Source organism: Janibacter zhangyanbonis (assembly GCF_050507325.1).
In the GTDB taxonomy this organism is placed as follows: Bacteria; Actinomycetota; Actinomycetes; order Actinomycetales; family Dermatophilaceae; genus Janibacter.
Genome location: NZ_CP191481.1, coordinates 80,263 through 102,018 on the forward strand (window position 1 = coordinate 80,263; position 21,756 = coordinate 102,018).

The following is a 21,756-nucleotide window of genomic DNA, read 5'->3' on the forward strand; positions in this document are numbered from 1 at the left end:
TCACGGCCGGGCGGGCCCGTGGTCGCTGGGCACCCTTGGGGGCCGTGCGATGCGCTACGCCGCTGCTCCGTGCTCTGAGCACGCGGGATGGCCACGCACGCATGTGGGGCTGGCCGATGCGCTACGTCGTTGCTCCGTACCCTGGGCACGCGGGTGGCTCGTCGTACGGAGCAGTGGCGTAGGGGGTGGAGGCCGGGCGTGATGCTCCCGCCGACCGGCTGGTTCGTCGTACGGAGCAACGGCGTATGCGCGCGCAGCCGGGGCGACCTCCCCGCGTCAGCCCGTCAGCCCCCCAGCCGGCGCAGCCGGTCGAGCCATTGCCGCGCGGCGACGAAGGCCGCGTCGCTCGTGATCGGGTCGACCGAGATCGGGGTGTCGGCGGCCGCGGGGTAGGACCCGAGGAAGCGGACGTCGGCGCACACCCGGTGCAGGCTCATCAGCGCGGCCCCGACCCGTTCGTCCTGCACGTGCCCCTCGAGGTCGATCGAGAAGCAGTAGGAGCCCATCGACTCCTTCGTGGGCCGGGACTCCAGCCGGGTCATGTTGATGCCCCGCACGGCGAACTGCTCGAGCAGCTCGAGCAGGCCGCCGGCCCGGTCGCTGCGCTGGTAGAGCACGACGGTCGTCTTGTCGCGCCCGGTCGGCGCCGGCAGCCAGTCGGGCCGGGAGACGATCACGAAGCGGGTCACCGCATTGGTCATGTCGCCGATGTCGTGGGCGAGCACCTCGAGCCCGAAGTGCTCCGCCGCGATCGGCGCGCACACGGCGACCTCGTAGCCGAGGTCGTCGGGGTGCTCGGCGAGGTCCTTGGCCGCCGACGCGGTCGACAGCGTCGGCACGTAGATCGCCTGCGCCGCCGTGCGGCCGGCCCACCCGCGCACCTGCGCCCAGGCATGGCTGTGGGTGCCGATGGCCCGGGCCGCGGCCAGGCTCGTGCCGGGTCGACCGCACGCGACGAAGGTGATCGGCACGAGCACCTCGCCCACGACGACAAGCGGGTCGCCCGAGGCGAGGGCGTCGAGGGTGGCTGAGACACCCCCTTCGACGCTGTTTTCGATCGGCACGACCGCCGCGTCGACGTCACCGGAGCGCAGCGCCTCGAGCGCCGCGTCGACCGACCCGAGCGGCACCTGCTCGTGCTCCGCGGCGCCGACCCACGACAGCAGCGCCTGCTGGGTGAAGGTGCCCTCGGGACCGAGGTAGGCGTAGCGGGTCATGTCTCCTCCTGGATGGACGAAGGGGGTCAGGCGTCCGGTGACCCGGTGCGGGCCGCGGCGAGCGCCTGGCGCTCCTCGGGGGTGAGGGTGGCATCGGCATCGCCACCGACGACCCCCTTGGCATAGGTCCGCGACTCGCCGCGCCCGTGGATGCTGCTCACGACGAGACCGTCGCCGGCGTCGTCGATGATCGCTGCGGAAAAGCTCAGCCGCCCGCCCATGTCGCCGAAGGCGTCGTAGCGCACGACGGCCACATGCCGCAGGGCCTGCGCGATGTCGTGACGAAGGGAGGCGAGGTCACCTTCACCGACCGGCGACCGGTGCTCGAGCTCGGCGATCCGCGCCGCGAGCCGCCGGGATGCGGCGAGCGCGACGGCGGCGACCGCCAGCGCGACGACCAGCCCGCACAGCAGGGCGATCTCGACGGCGGTCATGCCGTCACCCTAGGCGCTGGCTCGGGTGCCGTGGCCGGCATCTCACGGTCCGTGCGCCGGACCGCCCACGCGAGCAGCGTGAGCACGACGACGCCGCCGATGACATTGCCCTCGACGAGCAGGTCGCCGACCCACGCGGGCTGGCGCAGCTCGCGCTTCCACAGCACGCCCCAGAAGGGCATCGTGCAGACGAACCACGCGACGACGACGGCCGCGGCCCCGACCCGCGGCCAGTCCGGGCGTCGCCAGCGGGCGACCGTCGGGCCGAGGATGGCCGGGACGACCACCATGATCCAGTGCAGGTGGTGCACCCACGAGACGGGCGAGAGCAGGAAGCCGGCGAGCCCGACCGCCGCCGCCTCGGCCACCCAGTCGCCCTGTCGGTGAGCGCGGCGGGCGACCCAGAAGACGACGACGCCCATGACGAGCAGCCACGGTGCCCAGGCGAGGAGCAGCTCGGGCCCGTCGGCGATCCCGCGGCGCAGCAGGGTCGCGCGGAAGGACTGGTTGGCCGAGCCGTCGTTGGGCCCCAGCCGGGTCGGGTCCGACAGCGCCCCGCCCCAGAAGGCGAAGGAGGCCTGCGGCAGGACGAACCACGCGGCGAGCGAGACGAAGGTCGCGGTGCCGACCGCCCAGCCGGCCTCGCGCCAGCGCCTGTTGAGCAGGTAGTGGATGACGAAGACTCCGGGGGTCAGCTTGATCGCCATCGCGAGGCCGACGAGCACGCCCGGCGGGACCGTCATGAGCCACCGCTGCCGGGGGCGCTGCAGGTCGAGCAGGCAGGCGAGGACGAGGAAGGCGTTGACCTGTGCGAAGCGGATCCCGTCGCCGACCGGCTGGGTCCACAGGAAGCCCGCGGCGACGACCCCGACGAGCACCGGCGCCCACACCCCGACCCGCTCGCGCAGCCGGTACCAGGCGAACCACACGATCGCGACGTCGGCGAGGAGCTGGGCGATGGTCCAGCCCCACGCCGCGACCGCGAAGGGGACGAGCGCGAGCGGCACCGAGAGGAAGGCCGCGATGGGCGGGTAGGTGAAGGGCAGCAGCTGCGGCGGCTGGGTCATCTGCGCGTAGATGTCGCGCCCCTGGAGGATCGACAGGCCGCCCTCGCGGTAGACCTGCACGTCGACCTGCCACTGGTCCTGGGGGAAGAAGACGAGGAACTTCGCCACGGGCCAGGCCGCGATGAGCACGAAGAGCACGACCCCGAGGAGGAGGTGGGGGCGGCTCAGGCGGCGCATGCGGCCATTGTGTCCGACCGCCACGCGCCCACGGCGCAGGTCGTCCGGGTCGGCGCCGCCGGTCACTACGGTGGGTCCATGGTCAGCGGCTCGCACCTTCGTCGTCGGGGTGCGCTCGCCCTCCTGCTGGCCGTGCTCGTCCTCGTCGGCCTCGCCGCGGGGCCGGTGGGGGCGCACTCCCTTCGTCAAGAGAGCGAGCGAGACGTGAGCGGGGTGGAGGCCGGGGCGCGCGATGTCATCGTCATCGGGGCGCCCGGCCTGTCGTGGAAGGACGTGACCGAGGACAAGGCGCCGGCGATCACGAGCTTCGCCGAGGGTGCGGCCGTCGCCAACCTCAACGTCCGCTCGACGTACTTCACCTCCTGCCCGACCGACGGCTGGCTCGGCCTGTCCGCGGGCACCCGAGCCGCCGAGCCCCGCGACGTCACCCGCGGCGAGCTGCGGGCCGACCCCCGCGCGCTGCCGCACTGCTCGTCGCTGCCGACGCTGCCCGACCCCGGCCCCGAGCTCATGGCCGTGGAGATGGACCACGGCTACTGGCAGGACCTGGCGAAGGGGGTGGCCGCGCAGGGCTTCGACGCACGGATCGGCACCCTCGCCTCGACCGTCCACGAGGCCGGTGGGTGCATCGACGGCAGCGGTGCCGGTGCCGTCCTCGCGATGGCCGACCGCGACGGCGTCGTGCGGTCCGGTGATCCGGGGGTCAACGAGACCTGCGCGATCACCCTCGTCGGTGCGCCGGCCATCTCGGTCCCCGACGACGGCGCCGTGCGCACCCGTCAGGTCGAGGCCGTCGACGACGTCGTCGCCGACGTCGTCGCCGGGGCGCACTCCGACACGGTCGTCGTCCTCGCCGGCCTGTCCGACGACGGCGGGCAGCCGGGGCTGCGGGTGCTCGCGATGGGCGGCGCCGGCATCCCCTCCGGCTGGCTGCACTCCGACTCGACGACCCGCGACGAGATGGGGCAGGTCGCCGACGTCACCCACACGGCGCTCGCGACGGCCGGCTTCACCCCGCCTCCGGGGCTCGCCGGGCGGCAGCTCGTGCCGGTCGACGACGAGGCCCCCTTCGCCGACCGGCTCGCGACGCTCGTCGACGACGACGCCCAGCTGCAGGAGGCCGACCGGGTCATCCCGCCCTTCTTCCGCGGTTTCGGTTTCGGTCTCGTCGGCCTGCTCGCGCTCGCCCTCGTCCTGCTGCGCGTCGGGCCCCGCCGCTGGCGACCGGTCGTGCCCCGTGCCGCCGGTCTCGTCGGGCTCGCCGCGATGGCCGTGCCGGCCTCCACCTATCTGCTGACGACGACCCGCTGGTTCGACTCCGACCACCCGATGGGCGCCTTCGTGCTGCGCCTGGCGGTCATCGACCTGGCGCTCGTCGCGCTCACCCTCGCCGCCGTCCTCGCGGTGCTCCGCCGGGTCCGGCCCCGATGGCTCGCCGAGGGTCCGGCCGTCGCGCTCGTCGGGGTCGCCGTGCTCTCCGCCGTCACGTGGCTGCTGCTCGCCGGCGACCTGCTCGTCGGCCGCGGACGGATGACGATGCTCTCCGTCCTCGGTCTGCTGCCGCTGGACGGCGGCCGCTTCCACGGCTTCGGCAACGTCCCCTTCGCGATCTTCGTCGCCGCGGCCTTCCTCCTCATGGCCGCGCTGGTCGCCCCAACTCTGCACGACCCCAGGGTTATGCAGAGTTCGTCCGACCGAACCTTGCAAAACCCTAGGGTCCTGCAGAGTTCGGGGCGGGCACCTGCTGCCGAGGCGGCCCCCGTCGGCACGAAGGGGGCCCGCCGCACCGCCGCGCTCGTCGTCGCCGTCGTGGGCGGGGCGACCTTCGTCGTCGACGCCTGGCTCGGGGCCGACGGCGGCGGGGCGCTCGCGCTCATCCCGTCGGTCGGCTACCTCGTGCTCGCGGTCGCGGGCGTGCGGCTCACCTGGACGCGGGTCGTCGGGATCGGTGTGGTGACGGGCGTCGGCTTCCTCGCGATGGCCGGTGCGGACTGGCTGCGGCCCGAGGAGCAGCGCACCCATCTCGGCCGCTTCTTCCAGAGCCTGCTCGACGGCGACGCGTGGGGGATCCTCGTGCGCAAGCTCGAGACCAATGTCGACCTGCTGCTCGGTCCGGAGCGCACGGCGCTGCTCGTGCCGGTCGTGCTCGTCGCCGTCATCTGGGTGCTCGCGCGGCCGAGCAGTGCTGCGGGACAACGGGTCCAACCCCTGCTAACCACCTATCCCGGGCTGCGTGTCGGCCTCATCGGACTCGTCGTCGCGCTCACCGTGGGATTCGTGCTCAACGACTCGGGCACGGCGATCCCGGCCGCCGCGGCGCTCGTCCTCGCGCCGGCGCTGCTCGTCCTGTGGGCCGGAGCCGGCGGCTCCCCGGACGAGCGGGTGGAGGTATCCGCGACCGACTGACCGAGCTCCCGGTCGCGCGGGTGGAGGTATCCGTGACCGCCTATGCGGTCGCTGCCACCTCGACCCGACGCTGGTCGGCCCGTCGCCACAGCCCCCAGATCGCGACCCAGACCGCCAGCGTCGCCAGCGGCGAGGCGACGAAGCGGAAGCCCAGCGTCACCATCTCGACGTCGTCGGGCAGCCGCACCCGGCCGGGGACGTAGGCGAGGGCGAGGACGAGCGAGCGACCCACGAGCAGCAGCAGGAGCGGAGCCAGTCGGCGCCACGCCTCGCGCCCGACGAGACCGACGAGCACGGCGGTCGCGAGCCACTGCGGCAGCTCGTACCAGGGCAGCACGTAGCCGGCGCCGAGCGAGTAGGCCGTCGTGAGGACGAAGAGCGCCCGCACCGCGACGACCTCGGTGAGTCCCTCGGTGATCCGCCAGAGGGCGATCGCGAGCAGCACGCAGCCGAAGGCGGCGACCCAGGTCGTCATCGTGCGGGCGAGGGGTTCGCTCGTCGCGAGGTCGATCAGCGTGTAGACCGCCCGCCACGGCATGGCATAGGAGATGCCCCCGCCCGCCTCGGCGATCCGCCCGAGCGCGTGCGTCCCGACGAGGGCGTGGGCCGGGACGAGCACGAGCAGGGTCCCGACGACGAGCGGCGCCGCTCCCGCCCGCGGCGCTCCCCGCCCCCCGCGCCGCGAGAGCAGCCCCCACAGCAGAGCGAGGCCGACGACGCCGGCGGTCAGCTTCGTGCTTGCCGCGAGCCCGGTGGCCAGGCCCGCGAGGAGCGGCCGGCCGGCCAGGCCCAGCCCGAGCGCTGCCGCCATCGCGCAGACCGCGAGCGTGTCGACGTGCGCGCCGAGAACGCCGGCCCCGAGGACGAGGACATTGGTCGTCCACCACCGGTCGACGGTCGGCCGCGGCGTGCCGAGCCGCACGAGCAGCTCGCGGGTGCCGAGCCAAGCCGCGACGACGAGCACCTGCCAGACCCACACGACCTGTCGGGCGAGGTCATCGCCGACCCACGCCGCGAGCCCCATGAGCCACGTGCCGACCGGGCCGTAGACGCTCGTCGCCTCGCGCCACGGGTCCTGCACGAGGCGCACGACCGGGTCGGCCCCGCCCCGCCAGTCCGCCGGCACGACGGACCACGGGTCGCCGCCCTCGACGAGGATCCGCCCGTAGGCGGCGTAGTTCGTGTGGTCGGCGGTGCCGAAGGGCGCCGTCAGCAGCACGAGCACCGCGAGCAGCCCGACGTGCCACCACCGCAGGCGAAGGGGGCTCGGCCGCCGCACGTGCCGCCACAGCGAGGCCGCGCCGAGGAGGTAGCCGGTGGCCTGCAGCGCGACGACGGTCCAGCCGCCGAGCCGCCACGGGAGCGAAGGGGGTGCCCAGCCCCGGTCCCCGAGCGGCGGGAGGGCGAGCGAGGTGCCGCTCGCACCGACGAGGAGCAGCAGCCCGATGCCGGCGACGAGCAGCCCGACCCCGAGCTGGTCGACCTCCCCTTCGTCCTCGTGACTCACGACAGGAAGCGTCGGGCCAGCAGTGCCGTCGACACGTCGCGCAGCTGCATGGCCCGGTGCACGCGGCCCTTGATGTCGTTGCCCGTGCGGCGGTGGGTCAGCTCGACGGGGACCTCGACGACCCGGCGCCCGGCGCGCAGCACGTCGACGAGCATCGCCGCCTCGACGCCCCAGCCGCTCGCGAGCGGCGTCGCGTCGGCGAAGGTCTCGCGGGTCATGGCCCGCATGCCGTTGAGCGGCTGCTCGACGACCCGCCCGGTCATCGCCTCGATCTGGGCGCGAGCGAGCCGGACGACCCGGCCCGAGCCGAGCGACGAGGCGCTGCGGGGGATGTTGGCCACCGTGAGGTCCGCCGACCCGATGAGCACGGGCAGCAGGAGCGGCTCGAGGTTGGCCGCCGACCCCGCCAGGTCGGCGTCGGCGAAGAGCAGCACGTGCTCCGGTCCACCGGTGCGCTGCTCGTGCTCGACGAGCCGGGCCACCCCGGTCTCGAGGGCGGCCGCCTTGCCGCGGTTGGCGGGATGGCGCGCGACGACGGCACCCGCGTCGGCCGCCACGGCGGCGGTCGCATCGGTCGAGCCGTCGTCGACGACGACCACGACGTCGACGTCGGCGAGGGAGAGCAGCGCGGTGACCGTCGCGGCGACCCGCTCGGCCTCGTCCTTGGCCGGGACGATCGCGGCCACCCTCGCCGACATGGTCAGCGCAGGGTCACCTGCCGCGAGAGCAGACCGGACCGGGCCCGGCGCTCCTCGGCAGTCAGCTCGTCGGTGGAGGCGGCGGCCGCGGCGTAGCGGCCGGCGAAGTCGGCGACCGCACTCTCGTGCTCCGACGGGTCGGAGTCGGGCGCGACCTCCCAGACGGGGACGATCAGGCCACCGGCGCGGAAGGCGCCGAGGAGGCGACGCTCCTCGTCGAGGTGAGCCTCCCCCTTCGCCTGGAGCCGGGCCATCGCGGTCGTCGCGGACTCCTCGTCGTCGGCGAGGACGTGCCGGATGTAGGTGCGTTCGCCGATGCGGCACCAGTAGGTGCTCGGGGTGCCGGCGATCGCGACGGTCGGGACGACGGACTCGTTGGCGCGCTCGAGGGAGGCGGCGGCCTCGCCGCTCACCTCCTGGCCCTCGACCCAGAAGTCGAAGCCCTCGTGCACCGTGATGTCGAAGGGGGCGGACAGGTCGAGCAGGTCCTGCAGCCGCGGGGTCTCGGCGGTCGTGCGGGGCAGCTGCGAGATCGGGGCGCCCGGCTCGGCGGCGAGGGCGGTGAGCAGCGCCTGCGCGAGGTCGCGGCTCGGGTCGCCGCTGCTCGACCCGGACTGGCTGGCGATGAGGACGCTGCCGTCCTGGCGGCGCAGTGCGGGCCATGCCATCGGCAGCACGCTCGCGAGGGTCACCGTCTCCGGGGAGCCCTCGGGCACCGCGTCGGCCTTGAGCGTCAGGGTCGCCGTGGCCGCCGGGAGGATCTCGTAGGCGGCCACCCAGTCGGGCTCGCCCGGCAGCCCCTCGAAGGGGCGTGCGACGTATGGCGCGGGGGCGACCTTGGTCTTGCCCTGCGCGTCCTTCTTGCGACGTGAAGCCTTACCCATGGCGGTCAGCGTAGGCGGTGCCGGGCCCGGGAGTTGGGTCGCACCGCCGGGGCAGGGACAATGTCGGGGCCAGCGACCGCGATGAAGGGATCGTCAGACCATGGGCCAGCCACACGACGGCGCCACGAGCGCACCGACGCTCGACTCCTTCGGGGGCGAGATCGGCCGGGGGCAGGCCCGCACGATCCGGGCCCGCTGGGAGCTGCAGACCGTCACCCGGGTGCGCGAGGCGATCGCGCTCGACCTCGCCGCCCGCGAGGTCAGCGAGCAGGTCATCGGCGAGGCCGAGCTCGTCGTCACCGAGCTCGTCACCAACTCGCTGCGGCACGCCTCGCCCCTGGGCGACCGCACGGTGCGCATCCACTGGAAGGCCCGCGGCGACAACGTCGAGGTCGAGGTGAGCGACGGCGGCGCGGAGACCGAGCCGGCCCCGGCACCCCGCCAGATGTGGGCCACCTCCGGCCGCGGCCTGCGGATCGTGCGCAGCATCGCCCACGAGTGGGGCGTGCAGCGCGACGACAAGCAGACGACCGTCTGGGCCGCGCTCGGCGGGCCCTCGCGGCGCCGCGTCGGTCCGTAGGGTGGGCGCATGAGCTACGCGATGCCGCCCCAGCAGCCCACGAAGCGCGGGACCCCGTGGGTCCTCGTGACCGGTCTGGTCATCCTCCTCATCTCCTTCGTGCTGTGCGGCATCGGCGGCTTTGCCGTCTTGGGGCAGAGCCAGGACCTCGCCGACGAGCCGATGCAGACCGGCGCCTTCACCGTCACCCTCGAGGAGGGTGAGTCGGTGGCCGTCTGGTCGGAGACGGAGTCCGCCTCGTGCACCGTGACCGGTCCCGCGGGCGCGGTGACCGACTCGGGCTCCGGCGACCAGACGGTGACAGCCGGCGGCAAGACGCTGCACCGGGTCATGGCGATCGACGCCGACCAGGCCGGCAGCCACACGATCACGTGCACCGCCCCCTTCGTCGTCGGCGACAACCTGTCCGTCGGCAGCATCGTCCTGGCCTCCATCGGTGGCGCGCTGTGCTGCATCGCGGTCGTCGTCACCGTCGTCGGGCTCGTCCTCTGGCTGCGTCGCCGCCGCGCCTGACCGATGACGAAGGGGGACACCCCCCCGAAATTCGGTGGCGGCCCCGGCCCGCGCGGTGCGACCGTGACGGGGATGGACGAGACCACTTCTGCAGCACCGACGCTCGCCGCTCTCGGCTGGGACGAGGCGACCGCCGCGGCCTTCGACGAGGCCGTGACGGGCTCTCCCTTCGACCTCGTGGCGGGGCGCGTCGGCCGGGTCGACCGCGGCCGGGTCACGGTGCACACGACCGACGGGGCCGTGCCCGCGCTCGTGCGGCTGCCCGCCGGCAGCACGCTCGAGGAGGCGCCGACCACGGGTGACTGGGTCGGTCTCGAGCGGCGCCCCGACGGTGACGTCGTGCGGCTGGTCCTCCCGCGGCGGACCGCGATCGTGCGCAAGGTCGCCGGTGAGCGCTCCGACGCCCAGGTCATGGCGGCGAACCTCGACCTCGTGCTCGTGGCGGTGCCCTTCGAGACCCGGGTCAACCTCTCGACGATCGAGCGCTATCTGGTCGTCGCGTGGGAGTCCGGCGCCCAGCCGCTCGTCGTGCTCACCAAGTCCGACCTCGCCTACGACCCCGACACGACCCGCGCCGAGGTCGAGGCGAGCGCGCCGGGGGTCGACGTCCACGTCGTCTCCGCAGAGACCGGCGAGGGCATCGACGTCCTCGCCGCCGCGCTCGCCGGCGGCACGACCGCCCTCGTCGGCCAGTCCGGCGCCGGCAAGTCGACGCTCGTCAACACCCTTGCGGGGCAAGAGGTCCAGGTCGTCTCGGGCACGCGGCAGGACGGCAAGGGGCGGCACACGACGACCGCCCGCGAGCTCGTCGTCCTCGCCGGCGGCGGGGTCCTCGTCGACACCCCCGGCCTGCGCTCGATCGGGCTGCACGACGACGGCGAGGGGGTGGCGCTGACCTTCCCCGACGTCGAGGAGCTCGTCGCGTCGTGCCGTTTTGCCGACTGCGGCCACGACACCGAGCCCGGTTGCGCGGTGCGCGCCGCGCTCGACTCCGGCGAGCTCGACGAGCGGCGCTGGCACAGCTGGGGCAAGCTCCAGCGCGAGGCCGAGTGGATGGCGATGCGCACCGACCCAGCGGCCCGGTCAGCGGCCCGCAAGCGGTGGGCGGCGATCGGGAAGTCGGGCAAGGCGCAGGCGGCCCTCAAGCGGGGGCTCGACCCCTTCGCCTGAGCCGCGGGCTACCAGGGGTGGACGAGGTCGGCCAGGTCGTGGCCGAAGCGCGCGGCGCTGCCGGGGCCGAGGTGCAGGCCGGTGACGGCGACGGTCACGACGACCACGAGCATGCCGAGGGCGGCGAGGCGGGCGGTGCGCCGTTCGTCGGCGGCGTCGCCATGGCCGGCCGGGTCGCGCAGCGACAGCCAGGTCGTCAGGGCGAGGGCCACGCCGGCCTGGACGAGCGCGATCTGCAGCATGCCGGCCGACAGCGCGCGGAAGGGCGAGACGAGCGGTAGCGCCACCTCGAGGACGACGACGGCCGCTGCCACCGCGAGGGACTGGAGCAGCCGGCGGCGCGGGGCGCTCGCCGGCCGGGCGGCCAGGTGCATGCGGTCGAGGGCCACGGCGAGCAGCACCCACTCGACGGCGAGGACGGCGACCCCGAGCGGCGGGCTGAGCATGCCGACGCGCACCGTCGGCCACAGCGTGAAGGTCGCCAGCACCATGACGACGATCCCGACGACCGTGCCGTGCCACATCGGGGACAGCCGGGCGGGGAAGGTCGTCGGCTGCGTCGAGCGTGAGCGCAGGCAGGCGATCAGCCCCGCGGCGAGCGCGAGGCCGGCGGCGGCCATGCCGCCCCAGTGGGCGAGGACCCGGTGGCCGGCCGCGACCTCGCAGCCGGGTTCGGCGCACGAGCCGGCGTGCTCGGGATAGGAGGCGGTCGCCGACCAGCCGACCGCGACCAGGGCGAGGAGGGCCACCGCGACCAGCGCCCACGGCCAGTGGCGAAGGGGGGAGCCTCCCCCCTTCGTCGCGGGCCGGGCCGCATCGGCCGGGGCCGCCTGACGGGTCGCCGACGGGCTGGTCACGGGTTCATCCTCACCCACGGGTCCGACAGCGCTGCGGCGACTCGCCCGGGGGAGTCACCGGGCCCGTCGTTGCCCCCGGACCAGTCGGAGGAACAGCCAGAGCACCCCGGCCATCAGCAGCACCGGGGGTAGCACGACGAACCAGAAGGCGAAGGTCCCCTAGGAGGGCACGAAGATCCGCAGGAACCAGGGGTAGTCGGTCTCGACGACCTCCTGGCGGCGATAGGTGGCGTCGGTCGCCGATCGGGTGAAGGTCATGTCCGTGGTGACCTCCTCCGGGCGCACGTAGGTGTCGAACCGTGTGACGAAAGGGGTCTCGCGGGTCAGCTCGGCCAGCGTGGAGCCGGCCGGCACGTCGCCCGCGCGCAGCGGACCGGCGAAGGCGACGCCCGGCTCGATCTCGCCGAAGTCGACGTCGGTCCGGTGCTCGGTCAACGTGTAGACGCGCAGCGTGCTGACCGAGGCCGCGGTGGCCTGCATCCGCATCGGGTAGACGATCTCGCGGGAGGGGAAGGTCGCCCGGATCGGCTGCAGCTCGCCGTCGAGGGCGTGCGGCGAGTCGGGCCCGGCGGTGAGCTTGATGGCGGCGATGACCCAGCCCTCGCGCAGGTAGGGGCGGGTGGCCGCGACGACCTCGTCGCGGACGTCGTAGCCGTGCTCGTCGAGCCACCGGGTCAGGGGCGCGGTCGACGTCGAGGTGAGCTGGGTGGCGGTGAAGGGCCCGAGCTCACCCTCCTCGAGGACGTGGACGCCCGGTGGCTGGCTCGCTCCGGCACCGTCGCCGGCCGCGCCCCCGATCACGGGGAGCTGCAGGCCACGCAGCACCCGCCGCTCGACGATGTCGGGCGCGGTGGCGCGCTCGAGCTGCCCCAGGGTGTCGACGTCGGCGACGTCGAGCTCGGCCTGGGCCGGCAGCGGCAGGATGAGCGCCACGTCCTGCGCCGAGGTGAACATGTCGAAGCTCAGCAGGATGTCCTCGGTCTCGCCGTCGTGGCGCACGACCGCGGACTCCTCGTTGACCGAGACGCTCTCGCCCGTGGGGGCGCCGACGCCACCGCACGCGCAGGCGCTCGCGGGCGCCACCATGCCGACCGACAGCACGAGTGTCGCGAGCAGCGCGACCGCAGCGGCCCGACGGCCGGTCCTCGAGATGGTCACGTCATCCCCCTTCGTCCCTCGTCAGTGTGGTCCACCGCAGCGGCGGGACGAAGGGGGAGGACTCCCCGGTGATCGGGTCAGAGCACGTCGTGCCCGGGGTGGCCGCCCTGGGCCATGGCCTCGGCGATCTCGAGGGCGGGGCGGACCTTCGGCGTCTTGGGGATGACGCCGAGGCGGCCGGCCTGGAAGTCCTCGAAGGCGGTGACGAGCTCGTCACGGGTGTTCATGACGAAGGGGCCGTAGGCGGCGACGGGCTCGCGGATCGGGCGCCCGCCGAGCAGAACGACCTCGAGCGAGGGGCTGCGCGAGTCCTGGCTGTCGTCGGCGGTGATCTCGAGGGCGCCTCCGGCGCCGAAGACCGCCAGCTGGCCCTCCCGGATCGGGCGACGGTCGGGTCCGACGGTGCCGCGCCCGGAGAGGACGTAGGCCAGGCCGTTGAAGTCCTCGCGCCACGGGATGTGCAGGCGCGCACCCGGGGCGATCGTCGTGTGGATCATCGAGATCGGCGTCGTCGTGATGCCCGGGCCCTCGTGGCCGTCGAGCTCGCCGGCGATGACCCGCAGCAGCGCGCCGCCGTCGTGGCTGGAGAGCAGGCCGACCTGACCGGAGCGGATGTCCTGGTAGCGCGGGTCGGCCATCTTCTGGTGGCTGGGCAGGTTGACCCACAGCTGCAGGCCGTGGAAGACGCCGCCGCTGACGACGAGCTCCTCCGGCGGGGCCTCGATGTGCAGCAGGCCGGAGCCGGCGGTCATCCACTGGGTGTCGCCGTCGGTGATCAGGCCGCCACCGCCGTGGGTGTCCTCATGGGCGAAGGTGCCGTCGATGATGTAGGTGACGGTCTCGAAGCCGCGGTGCGGGTGCCAGCTGGTGCCGCGGGCCTCGCCGGGCTGGTACTCGACCTCGCCCATCTGGTCCATGTGGATGAAGGGGTCCAGGCGCGCCATGTCGACGCCGGCGAAGGCGCGGCGGACCGGGAAGCCCTCGCCCTCGAAGCCCTTGGGCGCGGTGCTCACCGAGAGCACCGGGCGGGAGACCGCGTCGGGCACCGGCTGGGTGACGCGCGGGAGGGTGAGGATGTTGTCGACGGTCACGGCGGGCATCTGGTGCTCCTTCGGTTGGTGGTCACCTGGGTCAACAGTAGTTGAAAATCAAACATTCCGGGAGGTCGCCTAGTCTCGGGCCCGTGCCTCCCCGCTCGCCCCTGCCGCCGCGCCATGGACTCGGTGCGGCCTGGGTGCGCACGCCCGACCACGACCATGGTCGGCCGCGCCCCTGGTCGACGATGGGGCACTGGTTGCGCGACACCTCGCCCGAGCGGGTCGACGTCGACGGGATGCTCGCCGACGCGCGCTTCGTCTACGACGACGGGTCGGTGCTGCTGGCCGAGGACCCGTACCGGCCGCACACCTTCGTGTGGTTCCACCGCGACCTGCGCGAGGAGCCGGAGGTGCCCGGCGAGATCACCGTCCTGCACCGCGACGAGCGGCTCGTCGTCGTCGACAAGCCGCCCTTCCTCTCGACGATCCCGCGGGGGCGGCACGTCATGCAGAGCGTCACCGTGCGGCTGCGTGACGAGCTCGGGCTGCCGGAGCTCACCCCGCTGCACCGCCTGGATCGGGTGACCTCGGGGGTGCTGCTGCTCGCGACGGAGCGGAGGTGGCGTGGCGCCTACCAGACGCTCTTCGAGCACCGGCGGGTCCGCAAGACCTACCTCGCGCTCGCGCCCCGGCGCGCGGACCTGACCTTCCCGCTCACCGTGCGCAACCACATCGCCAAGACGCGTGGCGTCTGGCAGGCGCAGGTCGTGCCCGGCGCCCCGGTCAACGCGATCACCGACATCGAGGTCGAGGCGGAGGTCGGCTCGGAGGGCGGAGGCCTCGCGGTCTACCGGCTGACGCCGCGCACCGGGCGCACCCACCAGCTGCGCCTGCACCTCCACGGCCTGGGCATCCCGATCGTCGGCGACCCGCTCTACCCCGAGGTGCTCGACGTGTCGGTCGACGACTTCTCGAACCCGCTGCAGCTGCTCGCCAGCACCCTCGAGCTGGAGGACCCCGTCGACGGGCGCACGCGGCGCTTCGTCAGCGGTCGGACCCTGCCGATCGCCCCGCCAGCCTGAGCCTGGCTGTACCCGCGGCTGCATACGCCGTTGCTCCGTACTCCGAGCAGCCGCTCCCGCCCCGGGTCGGCCGCGGCGAGGGGACTGGCGGCACTGCAGGTCTCCCGGCCCCATATGCCGCTGCTCCGTACCCCGGGTCGGCCCAGAGTACGGAGCAACGGCGTATGCAGCTGGATCGGTCCCGGATGGCCCCCGGCCGGCGTGCTCGCAGTACGGAGCAACGGCGTAGGGGCCGGGATCGGTCCCCGATCCCCAGTTTTCCGGGGGCGAGGCGCCGGGACCCGGCCCCTGCGCCCCGGCCGGGACTCAGCCCCGGCGCGCCCCGGCCAGGTCGGACTCGGCCGAGTCGGACCCGACCGACCCGGTACCGGCGGCAGCGCCCCCTTCGCCCGAGGTGCGGGGGTCGCTCTCACCGGACTCCGACGCATAGGCGTCGAGCACCTGCTGGCCGGCGTCCTCGACCGGGTGGTCGTCGTTGGACTCGCGCAGCGGGTTGTTGGGGATGAAGAGCGTCGCGACGAAGACGACCGCGAGGATCGGGAGGCCGAGTGCGAAGGCATCGGTCAGCTTGTCGGCCAGGCCCCAGCGGACGGCGTCGGCGACGGCCGGGGGCAGCTTCGCCAGGGCGCTCGGGTCGAGCACCGCACCGGCGTCCATGTGACCGCCGGCCTGCGCGGGCATGCCGCCGGGCAGGTGCGAGGCGATCTTCTCCTGCAGACCGCTCGACATGACCGCACCGAAGATCGCGATGCCGACGGTCGATCCGACGTTGCGGAAGAACTGGGTCGACGCGGTGGCGACACCCATGTCGGCGCGGGCGACGGCGTTCTGCACGACGAGCGTGTACTGCTGCATCGCCATGCCCAGACCGACGCCGAGGACGACCATCGCCTCGGTGAGCTGCAGGCTCGTGGCGTTGTGGTCGAGGCGGGTGAGCAGGAAGACGCCGACCGCCATGATCGCGATGCCGGTGAGCATGAAGGGCAGGTACCGGCCGGTGCGGGTGATGAGCATCCCGGTGACGATGCCGCAGATGATGAAGCCGAGCATGAGCGGCATGAGGATCAGGCCGGAGTTCGTCGCGTTGACGCCGATGACGCCCTGGGCGAAGACCGGGATGTAGATGATCGCGCCGAACATGACGATCGCGACGCCGAAGGCGGAGACCAGGCTCAGGCTGATCGTGCGGTTGGCGAAGAGGCGCAGCGGCAGCACCGGCTCGACGGCCTTGCGCTCGACGAGGACGAAGGCGGTGAGCAGGACGGCGCTCAGGACGAAGAGGCTGATCGACTCGGTGGAGCCCCAGGCCCAGCTCGACCCGCCGAAGGACACGGCGAGCAGCAGCGCGACGAGACCGGTCGAGAGGGTGCTGATGCCGAGGTAGTCGATCGGCGCCTTGCGCGGGGTGTGCGGCACGTGGAGGAATCGCGCGATGAAGACGAGCGCGATCAGGCCCACGGGCAGCGACACGAAGAAGAGCCAGCGCCAGCCGAGGTGGTCGGTGATGACGCCACCGAGGAGCGGGCCGGCGACCGAGGTCACGCCGAAGACCGCGCCCATGAGGCCCTGGTACTTGCCGCGCTGCCGCGGCGGGATGATGTCGCCGATGATCGTCTGCGACAACGGCATCAGGGTGCCCATGCCGAGGCCCTGCACGGCACGGCCGGCGACGAGCATCCAGAAGCTCTGCGAGAAGCCGGCGATGATCGAGCCGATCATGAAGACGACGATGCCGCCGAGGTAGAAGGCGCGACGGCCGTAGAGGTCGGAGAACTTGCCGACGATCGGGACGGTGACGGCCGAGACGAGCATGGCCGCGGTGGCGACCCAGCTGTAGTGGTCCATGCCGCCGAGCTCGGAGACGATCCGGGGCAGGGCGGGGCCGACGATGGTCTGGCTGACGGAGGCGACGAGCATGCCGAGCATGAGGCCGGCGAAGACGCGCTTGTTCTCCGTACTCATCTTGTAAGGGGCGGATGCCGTGGTGGTGCTCAAGAGGCGGTCCTTCCGGAGGTCTGGAGGGGCGAAGGGGGGTGCGTCGCCGACTGCGCGTCGGCGGCAAGATCTGCGGCGAGCCGGGTGAGGAGACGGTCGAGGTCGACGAGGTCCTCTTCCGGCCAGTCGGCGAGCATCCGGCCGAGGAGGCCGGTGCGGGCGCTGCGCTCGTCGAGGAGCGTCTGGAGGCCGTCCCCGCTCAGGCGCACCGTGGAGGCGCGCCCGTCACTGGGGTCGGGCAGGCGTTCGAGGAGCCCGTGCGTCTCGAGGTGGCTCACCCGTCGGCTGATCGTCGACAGGTCGTGGCCGAGGGATTCGGCGAGCTTGGAGATGCGGATCCCGGCCTCGGTGGGGCAGTGCGCCAGCGTGCCGAGGAGGGCGTAGTCGGTGCGGCTCATGGCCTGGGGGTCGAGCGCCTGACGGCGGGCGATCATCTTCGAGAAGAGCCCGAAGACCTGACCCAGCGTCTCCTGCAGGTGAACTGCGACGGTGGGGTTGGTTGCGTGCATACGTCAACTATATACCTGCGTGCCGCAAGCATCCAAATCAACGTCGGTCGAGGTGTTGGGTCCCGGGCGGCCGGTGGGCTGGAACTATGCAGGACCCTAGGGTTTTGCGGAGTTCGTCGGGGCGGTGCACCGGGGTGGGACGGCCTACCTGGCGAAGGGGGGACGGTCAGCCCTGCTCGATGAGCAGGGTCGGGGTGCCCAGGGCCCGGTCGCGGACGGTTGCCACGCGGGTGCCGGGCTTGCGGCCGGTGCGCACCTCGGAGACCTCGACGCCGCTGGTGACGAGGCGCGCGCGGGTGGCCTCGATGTCGGTGGACCGCCAGGCCAGGCCGCCGAAGGAGTCGGGGTCGCCCGTCGGCTCGATCGGCGCGGCGACCTCGACCACCGCGTCGCCGCAGCGGAAGAAGAGCCCGCGGAAGCCGTGCTCGGTCAGGCGCCGGTCCAGCCGGAGGTCGAGGCCGACGCGCGCGCCGAGGTCGGCGGCGACCCGCTCGGCGTCGCCGGCGCGCACGACGACGTGGTCGAGGACGACGTCCGTGCTCCCTTCGCCCTCGACGAAGGTGGCGAGCCGCCAGGTCAGCCCGCCGACGTCGAAGCCGCTGGCGTCCCCGACGAGGCCGCGCCGCTGGAGCAGCCGCTCGGTCGCCGTGACGTCGTCGACGCCGAGGGTGACGGCGGCCAGGCCGCCCTCTCCCGACTGGATCTCGATCTCGCGGTCGAGCGTGCCGAGTCGCCGCCACGCGTCCTGCGTGGCGGCGACGTCGGGGCTGGCGATGGTCAGGCCGGTGATCCTCACCCCGCCATCATGGCGTGGCCGGCTCCGGGGCGCTCCACGGCTGGGCGAAGGGAGTCGCCGGCCGGCCCGTGTCGGCGAGGATCAGCTCGAGCGACGTCGCCCCGTCGATCTGCTCGCGGATGATGTCGGCGTGACCCGCGTGGCGGGCGAGCTCCTCGATGAAGTGGACGATCGAGTAGCGCATCTTGACGTCGGAGCTCGTCATCAGCCCGTACCAGGGGGCCGGCGGGACGCTCGAGTCGGCATCGGCGTCGAGCGAGCGGATCCACTCGACGACCGCGACCCGGCGCCGGTCGAAGGTCGCGATCGTCTCGGCGAGGGTCTCGTCGGCGCGCAGGGCGAAGGTGTCCATGAAGGCCGCATATGCGTCCTCGGTGATCTCGCCGCCCTCCTCGACGCGCGCCTCCTTCTCGTCCGGCGCGGCGATGACATAGCTCGTGTGCTTGATGATCCCGCCGATCGACAGCGCCGATCGGGTCGGGGTGAGGCGCGCCTGCTCCTCGGTGAGGCCGTGGGCGCTGGCGCGCAGACCCTCGAGCTGCTGGTCGACGTACTCCGCGAGGCCCGTGGCCTCGTCGTGGACGGCCGGGTTGTACATGTCGGGCTCCTTGCGGTCGTGGTCTCGGTGCTCGTGCCGCGAAGGGAGGGACCTCCCTTCGCCTGGAGCCCACTGTCCACGGCATTGCGGACAGTTCCTGTCACCGATCCGAGGATGATGGTGGACATGGCCGAGACGACCGAACGTGCGCTGCGACTGCTCGGGCTCTTCGAGACCCGGTCGGTGTGGACCGGGCCCGAGCTCGTCGAGCTGCTCGGAGTGACCACCCGGACCCTGCGGCGGGACGTCGAGCGGCTGCGCGAGCTGGGATATCCCGTCGAGGCGACGCCCGGGGTGGGTGGTGGTTACCGGCTCGGCAGCGGCGGGCGGATGCCGCCGCTGCTCCTCGAGGAGGACGAGGTCGTGGCCGTGACGGTGGCGCTTCGCGTGGGGGCACAAGGGATCTCGGCGATCGGTGAGCCCGCCGTGCGGGCCCTGACGCAGCTCGACCAGGTGATGCCGCCGCGGCTGCGCGGCGAGGTGGCGGCGCTCGCCGACGCCACCGCCCTGCTGCCCGGCGCGACCGACGACGTCGACACCGGCGTGCTCGTCGTCCTCGCCCACGCGGTGCGTGACCAGGTGCGGGTGCGCTTCGGCTACACCGGGCGCGGCGGGGAGATGACCGACCGTGACGTCGAGCCCTATCGCCTCGTCGCGACGGGTCGCCGCTGGTACCTGCTCGCGTGGGACGGGCGAAGGGAGGACTGGCGCACCTTCCGCCTCGACCGGATGGCGGGGGTGCGGGCGTCGACCTTCCGCTTCCGCCCGCGGCCGGCGCCCGACGCCGTCGAGCACGTGCGGCGGGCGGTCACCCGTGCCGGCTACGCCCACCGGGTGCGGGTGCGCCTGACCGCCGACGCCGAGGCGGTGCGCCGCCGGGTGCCCGCCGCCTACGGCGTCGCGACGCAGGTGCGCCCCGGTGTCACCGACCTCGAGTCGAGCGCCGACGACCTCGCGAGCCTCGCCCGCCACCTGACCCTCGCCGCCTTCGACCTCGGCGCCACGATGGAGGTGCTCGACCCGCCAGAGCTGGGAGTGGCGATCGACGAGTTCGTCGCCGGGGTGAAGAGGGTTGTTTCAGTGCGCGGCTGAGGCGACGGGATAGGCGATGAGCACGAAGCGCATGATCCGGCCAGCGATGACACTCAGCGCGAAGATGCGTAGAGACGCCTGCGACATCGCTGCCGCGACGGCGACCACGAGCAGCGGGGGGAAGCCGGAGATCGCGCTCACGAAGACCACCGCCCCACCGACGACGGGGCGGTCGAGCTGCGCGATGAGGATCTTGGCCCACCGGGCGACCTTCGCGCCGAGGCGCGACGGGGTGGTGGTGCGGGCTGACCGCTTGTGCAGGTGTCGGGAGGTCCAGGCACTGCCACGGCGAACACCGAGGAAGAGGACGATCTTGCCGACGCCTTGACCGAGACCGATGACGACGACCGAGGGGAGCCAGGTGCGGTCGACGGCCGCGGCGCCGACGGAGATCGCCTCGGCGTTGACGATCGGGACGAGCGCCGAGAGCACTCCCAGAGCGAAGAACGCACCGAGCTCGAGACTGCCAGCCAGTCCGCTCATCGTGCCTGTGTCGACTGTCGCGGCCAGACCACCGTGAGGAGCCTATGGGTGCTGAAGAGCTTGACGCCTAGGAGGGCCAGCGCAATGAGCGCCGCGACCTCGAACTGCCCCGCGACGGCGGCGATCACGACGAGCGAGGTGTTGAGGGCCTTCGCCGGGGGCGACCAGTTGAGGTCGTAGATCCGCTGATCGACGCGGTGGAAGTAGTTGGGACTGATGACGCCCAGCGGCAGGAAGGCCAGGGACAGCATCATGTCCACGACGCAGAACTGGAGCAGGAAGATCGCCAGCGGCAAAGAGGCCGCGGGCTCCAGGTGGATGAAGGCCGCTGCTGCCAAGGTCGTGCACGCTCGATCGCACACGATGTCGAGCACGGCGCCGACCACGGTCTCCTGCTGGAGACGACGAGCGAACCATCCATCGGCGATGTCGCCGATCCAGTACACGAGGTAGGCAGCCACCAGCCAGGCCCACGAGTTCTCGTGGATGGCCACGATCGACAACGGGACGCTGATCCCCGTGCGCAGGAGAGTGATGCCGTTCGCGACCGTGCGCGTGCTGGCACGGGCAAGCCTCGAGTCTGGCGGCGAATGAAGGTCTGCCCCCACGCCGCTACGTCGATCTTCCGTCATGAACCCCCGCCTGCCCTAGCTCCCCTGACGAGAGCGTGAAAGCGGGCTCCGTCAGCACCGTGCTCCGCGTGCCAGTCGGAGTATAGGCGGTCGATGGATCGCCTGAGTGCCACATGGACTCGGCTCTTCCGTTTGCATGAAGTGTCGGCTGTGAGGAGTTCTATTTCGCCTTTGGTTGTTTCCTTGAGGCTCCTCGAACCAGTCAAGTATTCATCGATCGAAGCAGAGAGTCCGTCGAATACCTCGACCGGAGAATGCACCGCTGTGTGCCCCTTGGACGTCATGCACTCCGAGTAGCGGGTGACAGCATTTTTCGCCTTCGTGAGTGAGAGTTCTACGAGCCCGTTCTCGTGGGGTACCGACTGCTTCAGCTTATGGAACTCGCCAGGGTCGATACCGTAGGTGTCGCGAATCGATTGGCCCGCGCAGCCTTGAATCGGAATGGACAGGACTCCCCCTCCAGGCTGTTTGAACTCGAGCTCCTCACCGGAGCCGTAGGCCGCCTTTCTGTACTTTTCTGCGCTGGCTGGAGTCGTCGACCCTCTGCTTCGAGGGTTTTTCTGGGGCCAGTCTGTGGATGTTCTCCACTTCAACAGGCGAAGTTGACGGCCGACGGACGGTGAAAGGTTTACTTTGGTCGCGCGTGCGTACTTGCTCGGCAGTTCGAGCCTCTGGTTGGAATCGCCGGAGCCCTCTGGCGTCTCGATGGTTACGCCAGCTGCCGACATGCAGCGTCGGAAGTTCGCGTCCTCGTAGGCCTCCCCGCGGGCGGCGTCTTTCCAGATGATCGCAAGTTCTTGCCGGTCCAAGGGCTGAATCTTGCGCCTGTTTTCGGCAGGATCCAAGGCGCTCTGGGCGCCCTCT

The 21,756-nt window shown here is 72.6% G+C and carries 22 protein-coding genes; 6 read left to right on the forward strand and 16 right to left on the reverse strand.

The features are described from left to right. Nucleotides 1–284 precede the first annotated feature (284 nt). Genes pheA through ACQBJO_RS00450 form a run of 3 tightly spaced genes read right to left on the reverse strand, consistent with a single transcriptional unit; the run spans nucleotide 285 to nucleotide 2,895 of the window. Complete coding sequence (gene pheA, locus ACQBJO_RS00440) at nucleotides 285–1,217, reverse strand: prephenate dehydratase (RefSeq protein WP_421007754.1); 933 nt, start codon at nucleotides 1,215–1,217, stop codon at nucleotides 285–287. Between the two features lie 26 nt (nucleotides 1,218–1,243). After that, complete coding sequence (locus ACQBJO_RS00445) at nucleotides 1,244–1,651, reverse strand: DUF4446 family protein (protein WP_421007755.1); 408 nt, start codon at nucleotides 1,649–1,651, stop codon at nucleotides 1,244–1,246. Next, complete coding sequence (locus ACQBJO_RS00450; protein ID WP_421007756.1) at nucleotides 1,648–2,895, reverse strand: glycosyltransferase 87 family protein; 1,248 nt, start codon at nucleotides 2,893–2,895, stop codon at nucleotides 1,648–1,650. The genes ACQBJO_RS00445 and ACQBJO_RS00450 overlap by 4 nt, the downstream gene beginning before the upstream one ends. A gap of 78 nt (nucleotides 2,896–2,973) precedes the next feature. Here ACQBJO_RS00450 and ACQBJO_RS00455 point away from each other — a divergent pair, with 78 nt between their 5' ends. Next, the gene (locus ACQBJO_RS00455) at nucleotides 2,974–5,301 is read left to right on the forward strand and encodes a hypothetical protein (RefSeq protein WP_430407133.1); all 2,328 of its coding nucleotides are present in this window, start codon (nucleotides 2,974–2,976) and stop codon (nucleotides 5,299–5,301) included. A 40-nt stretch (nucleotides 5,302–5,341) separates the two neighbouring features. Here ACQBJO_RS00455 and ACQBJO_RS00460 read toward each other — a convergent pair whose 3' ends face one another. The 3 genes from ACQBJO_RS00460 to ACQBJO_RS00470 are packed head-to-tail and all read right to left on the reverse strand — an operon-like array spanning nucleotide 5,342 to nucleotide 8,390. Beyond that, on the reverse strand, nucleotides 5,342–6,808 hold the full coding sequence (locus tag ACQBJO_RS00460) for a hypothetical protein (RefSeq protein ID WP_421007758.1): 1,467 nt from the start codon (nucleotides 6,806–6,808) through the stop codon (nucleotides 5,342–5,344). Next, nucleotides 6,805–7,506 carry a glycosyltransferase gene (locus ACQBJO_RS00465; RefSeq protein WP_421007759.1) on the reverse strand — a complete coding sequence of 234 codons (702 nt, stop codon included), beginning with the start codon at nucleotides 7,504–7,506 and terminating at the stop codon, nucleotides 6,805–6,807. Before ACQBJO_RS00465 ends, ACQBJO_RS00460 begins: the two co-directional genes overlap by 4 nt. A 2-nt stretch (nucleotides 7,507–7,508) precedes the next feature. Continuing rightward, complete coding sequence (locus ACQBJO_RS00470) at nucleotides 7,509–8,390, reverse strand: DUF5926 family protein (protein ID WP_255184931.1); 882 nt, start codon at nucleotides 8,388–8,390, stop codon at nucleotides 7,509–7,511. Nucleotides 8,391–8,490: 100 nt separating this feature from the next. Here ACQBJO_RS00470 and ACQBJO_RS00475 point away from each other — a divergent pair, with 100 nt between their 5' ends. The 3 genes from ACQBJO_RS00475 to rsgA all read left to right on the forward strand — a co-directional run bounded on the left by ACQBJO_RS00475 (nucleotide 8,491) and on the right by rsgA (nucleotide 10,653). Continuing rightward, complete coding sequence (locus ACQBJO_RS00475) at nucleotides 8,491–8,970, forward strand: ATP-binding protein (RefSeq protein ID WP_255184932.1); 480 nt, start codon at nucleotides 8,491–8,493, stop codon at nucleotides 8,968–8,970. 9 nt (nucleotides 8,971–8,979) lie between these two features. Next, nucleotides 8,980–9,483: a hypothetical protein gene (locus tag ACQBJO_RS00480; protein ID WP_255184933.1), complete on the forward strand. Its 504-nt coding sequence runs from the start codon at nucleotides 8,980–8,982 to the stop codon at nucleotides 9,481–9,483. Between the two features lie 72 nt (nucleotides 9,484–9,555). Beyond that, nucleotides 9,556–10,653 carry a ribosome small subunit-dependent GTPase A gene (gene rsgA, locus ACQBJO_RS00485; protein WP_421007760.1) on the forward strand — a complete coding sequence of 366 codons (1,098 nt, stop codon included), beginning with the start codon at nucleotides 9,556–9,558 and terminating at the stop codon, nucleotides 10,651–10,653. Nucleotides 10,654–10,661: 8 nt separating this feature from the next. Here the strand turns inward: rsgA and ACQBJO_RS00490 are convergent, their stop codons facing one another. The 3 genes from ACQBJO_RS00490 to ACQBJO_RS00500 form a co-directional block, all read right to left on the reverse strand. After that, on the reverse strand, nucleotides 10,662–11,510 hold the full coding sequence (locus ACQBJO_RS00490) for a hypothetical protein (protein WP_421007761.1): 849 nt from the start codon (nucleotides 11,508–11,510) through the stop codon (nucleotides 10,662–10,664). Between the two features lie 159 nt (nucleotides 11,511–11,669). Continuing rightward, nucleotides 11,670–12,668 carry a DUF2330 domain-containing protein gene (locus ACQBJO_RS00495; protein ID WP_421007762.1) on the reverse strand — a complete coding sequence of 333 codons (999 nt, stop codon included), beginning with the start codon at nucleotides 12,666–12,668 and terminating at the stop codon, nucleotides 11,670–11,672. A 77-nt stretch (nucleotides 12,669–12,745) separates the two neighbouring features. Further along, nucleotides 12,746–13,768, reverse strand: coding sequence for a pirin family protein (locus ACQBJO_RS00500; protein ID WP_255184937.1), 1,023 nt, complete (start codon nucleotides 13,766–13,768; stop codon nucleotides 12,746–12,748). A gap of 83 nt (nucleotides 13,769–13,851) precedes the next feature. Between ACQBJO_RS00500 and ACQBJO_RS00505 the strand changes: the two genes are divergently transcribed. Continuing rightward, nucleotides 13,852–14,787 carry a pseudouridine synthase gene (locus tag ACQBJO_RS00505; protein WP_421007763.1) on the forward strand — a complete coding sequence of 312 codons (936 nt, stop codon included), beginning with the start codon at nucleotides 13,852–13,854 and terminating at the stop codon, nucleotides 14,785–14,787. A 306-nt stretch (nucleotides 14,788–15,093) separates the two neighbouring features. On the opposite strand, the gene ACQBJO_RS00510 is transcribed toward ACQBJO_RS00505, so the two are convergent. The 4 genes from ACQBJO_RS00510 to ACQBJO_RS00525 all read right to left on the reverse strand — a co-directional run bounded on the left by ACQBJO_RS00510 (nucleotide 15,094) and on the right by ACQBJO_RS00525 (nucleotide 18,685). Beyond that, the gene (locus tag ACQBJO_RS00510; RefSeq protein WP_421007764.1) at nucleotides 15,094–16,782 is read right to left on the reverse strand and encodes an MDR family MFS transporter; all 1,689 of its coding nucleotides are present in this window, start codon (nucleotides 16,780–16,782) and stop codon (nucleotides 15,094–15,096) included. Further along, entirely contained in the window at nucleotides 16,779–17,291 is a 513-nt protein-coding gene (locus tag ACQBJO_RS00515; protein WP_421007765.1) for a MarR family winged helix-turn-helix transcriptional regulator, read from the reverse strand. Before ACQBJO_RS00515 ends, ACQBJO_RS00510 begins: the two co-directional genes overlap by 4 nt. A gap of 166 nt (nucleotides 17,292–17,457) precedes the next feature. Then, nucleotides 17,458–18,087 carry a VOC family protein gene (locus ACQBJO_RS00520; RefSeq protein ID WP_430407134.1) on the reverse strand — a complete coding sequence of 210 codons (630 nt, stop codon included), beginning with the start codon at nucleotides 18,085–18,087 and terminating at the stop codon, nucleotides 17,458–17,460. Between the two features lie 7 nt (nucleotides 18,088–18,094). Continuing rightward, nucleotides 18,095–18,685 carry a DUF664 domain-containing protein gene (locus ACQBJO_RS00525; RefSeq protein ID WP_421007767.1) on the reverse strand — a complete coding sequence of 197 codons (591 nt, stop codon included), beginning with the start codon at nucleotides 18,683–18,685 and terminating at the stop codon, nucleotides 18,095–18,097. 126 nt (nucleotides 18,686–18,811) lie between these two features. Between ACQBJO_RS00525 and ACQBJO_RS00530 the strand changes: the two genes are divergently transcribed. Beyond that, nucleotides 18,812–19,777 (forward strand): helix-turn-helix transcriptional regulator, encoded by a 966-nt coding sequence (locus ACQBJO_RS00530; protein WP_421007768.1) that lies wholly within the window; start codon nucleotides 18,812–18,814, stop codon nucleotides 19,775–19,777. Here ACQBJO_RS00530 and ACQBJO_RS00535 read toward each other — a convergent pair. Genes ACQBJO_RS00535 through ACQBJO_RS00545 form a run of 3 tightly spaced genes read right to left on the reverse strand, consistent with a single transcriptional unit; the run spans nucleotide 19,763 to nucleotide 21,701 of the window. Then, a complete protein-coding gene (locus ACQBJO_RS00535) occupies nucleotides 19,763–20,260 on the reverse strand; it encodes a hypothetical protein (RefSeq protein WP_421007769.1) in 498 nt (165 codons plus the stop codon). The genes ACQBJO_RS00530 and ACQBJO_RS00535 overlap by 15 nt on opposite strands. Next, nucleotides 20,257–20,892: a CDP-alcohol phosphatidyltransferase family protein gene (locus ACQBJO_RS00540; protein WP_421007770.1), complete on the reverse strand. Its 636-nt coding sequence runs from the start codon at nucleotides 20,890–20,892 to the stop codon at nucleotides 20,257–20,259. The genes ACQBJO_RS00535 and ACQBJO_RS00540 overlap by 4 nt, the downstream gene beginning before the upstream one ends. After that, a complete protein-coding gene (locus tag ACQBJO_RS00545) occupies nucleotides 20,889–21,701 on the reverse strand; it encodes a hypothetical protein (RefSeq protein ID WP_421007771.1) in 813 nt (270 codons plus the stop codon). The genes ACQBJO_RS00540 and ACQBJO_RS00545 overlap by 4 nt, the downstream gene beginning before the upstream one ends. Nucleotides 21,702–21,756: the final 55 nt, after the last annotated feature.

Coding starts and splice junctions, on each gene's coding strand:
- pheA (WP_421007754.1), bottom strand. CDS start 1,217: ATGACCCGCTACGCCTACCTCGGTCCCGAGGGCACCTTCACCCAGCAG.
- ACQBJO_RS00445 (WP_421007755.1), bottom strand. CDS start 1,651: ATGACCGCCGTCGAGATCGCCCTGCTGTGCGGGCTGGTCGTCGCGCTG.
- ACQBJO_RS00450 (WP_421007756.1), bottom strand. CDS start 2,895: ATGCGCCGCCTGAGCCGCCCCCACCTCCTCCTCGGGGTCGTGCTCTTC.
- ACQBJO_RS00455 (WP_430407133.1), top strand. CDS start 2,974: ATGGTCAGCGGCTCGCACCTTCGTCGTCGGGGTGCGCTCGCCCTCCTG.
- ACQBJO_RS00465 (WP_421007759.1), bottom strand. CDS start 7,506: ATGTCGGCGAGGGTGGCCGCGATCGTCCCGGCCAAGGACGAGGCCGAG.
- ACQBJO_RS00470 (WP_255184931.1), bottom strand. CDS start 8,390: ATGGGTAAGGCTTCACGTCGCAAGAAGGACGCGCAGGGCAAGACCAAG.
- ACQBJO_RS00475 (WP_255184932.1), top strand. CDS start 8,491: ATGGGCCAGCCACACGACGGCGCCACGAGCGCACCGACGCTCGACTCC.
- ACQBJO_RS00480 (WP_255184933.1), top strand. CDS start 8,980: ATGAGCTACGCGATGCCGCCCCAGCAGCCCACGAAGCGCGGGACCCCG.
- rsgA (WP_421007760.1), top strand. CDS start 9,556: ATGGACGAGACCACTTCTGCAGCACCGACGCTCGCCGCTCTCGGCTGG.
- ACQBJO_RS00500 (WP_255184937.1), bottom strand. CDS start 13,768: ATGCCCGCCGTGACCGTCGACAACATCCTCACCCTCCCGCGCGTCACC.
- ACQBJO_RS00515 (WP_421007765.1), bottom strand. CDS start 17,291: ATGCACGCAACCAACCCCACCGTCGCAGTTCACCTGCAGGAGACGCTG.
- ACQBJO_RS00525 (WP_421007767.1), bottom strand. CDS start 18,685: ATGTACAACCCGGCCGTCCACGACGAGGCCACGGGCCTCGCGGAGTAC.
- ACQBJO_RS00530 (WP_421007768.1), top strand. CDS start 18,812: ATGGCCGAGACGACCGAACGTGCGCTGCGACTGCTCGGGCTCTTCGAG.
- ACQBJO_RS00535 (WP_421007769.1), bottom strand. CDS start 20,260: ATGAGCGGACTGGCTGGCAGTCTCGAGCTCGGTGCGTTCTTCGCTCTG.
- ACQBJO_RS00540 (WP_421007770.1), bottom strand. CDS start 20,892: ATGACGGAAGATCGACGTAGCGGCGTGGGGGCAGACCTTCATTCGCCG.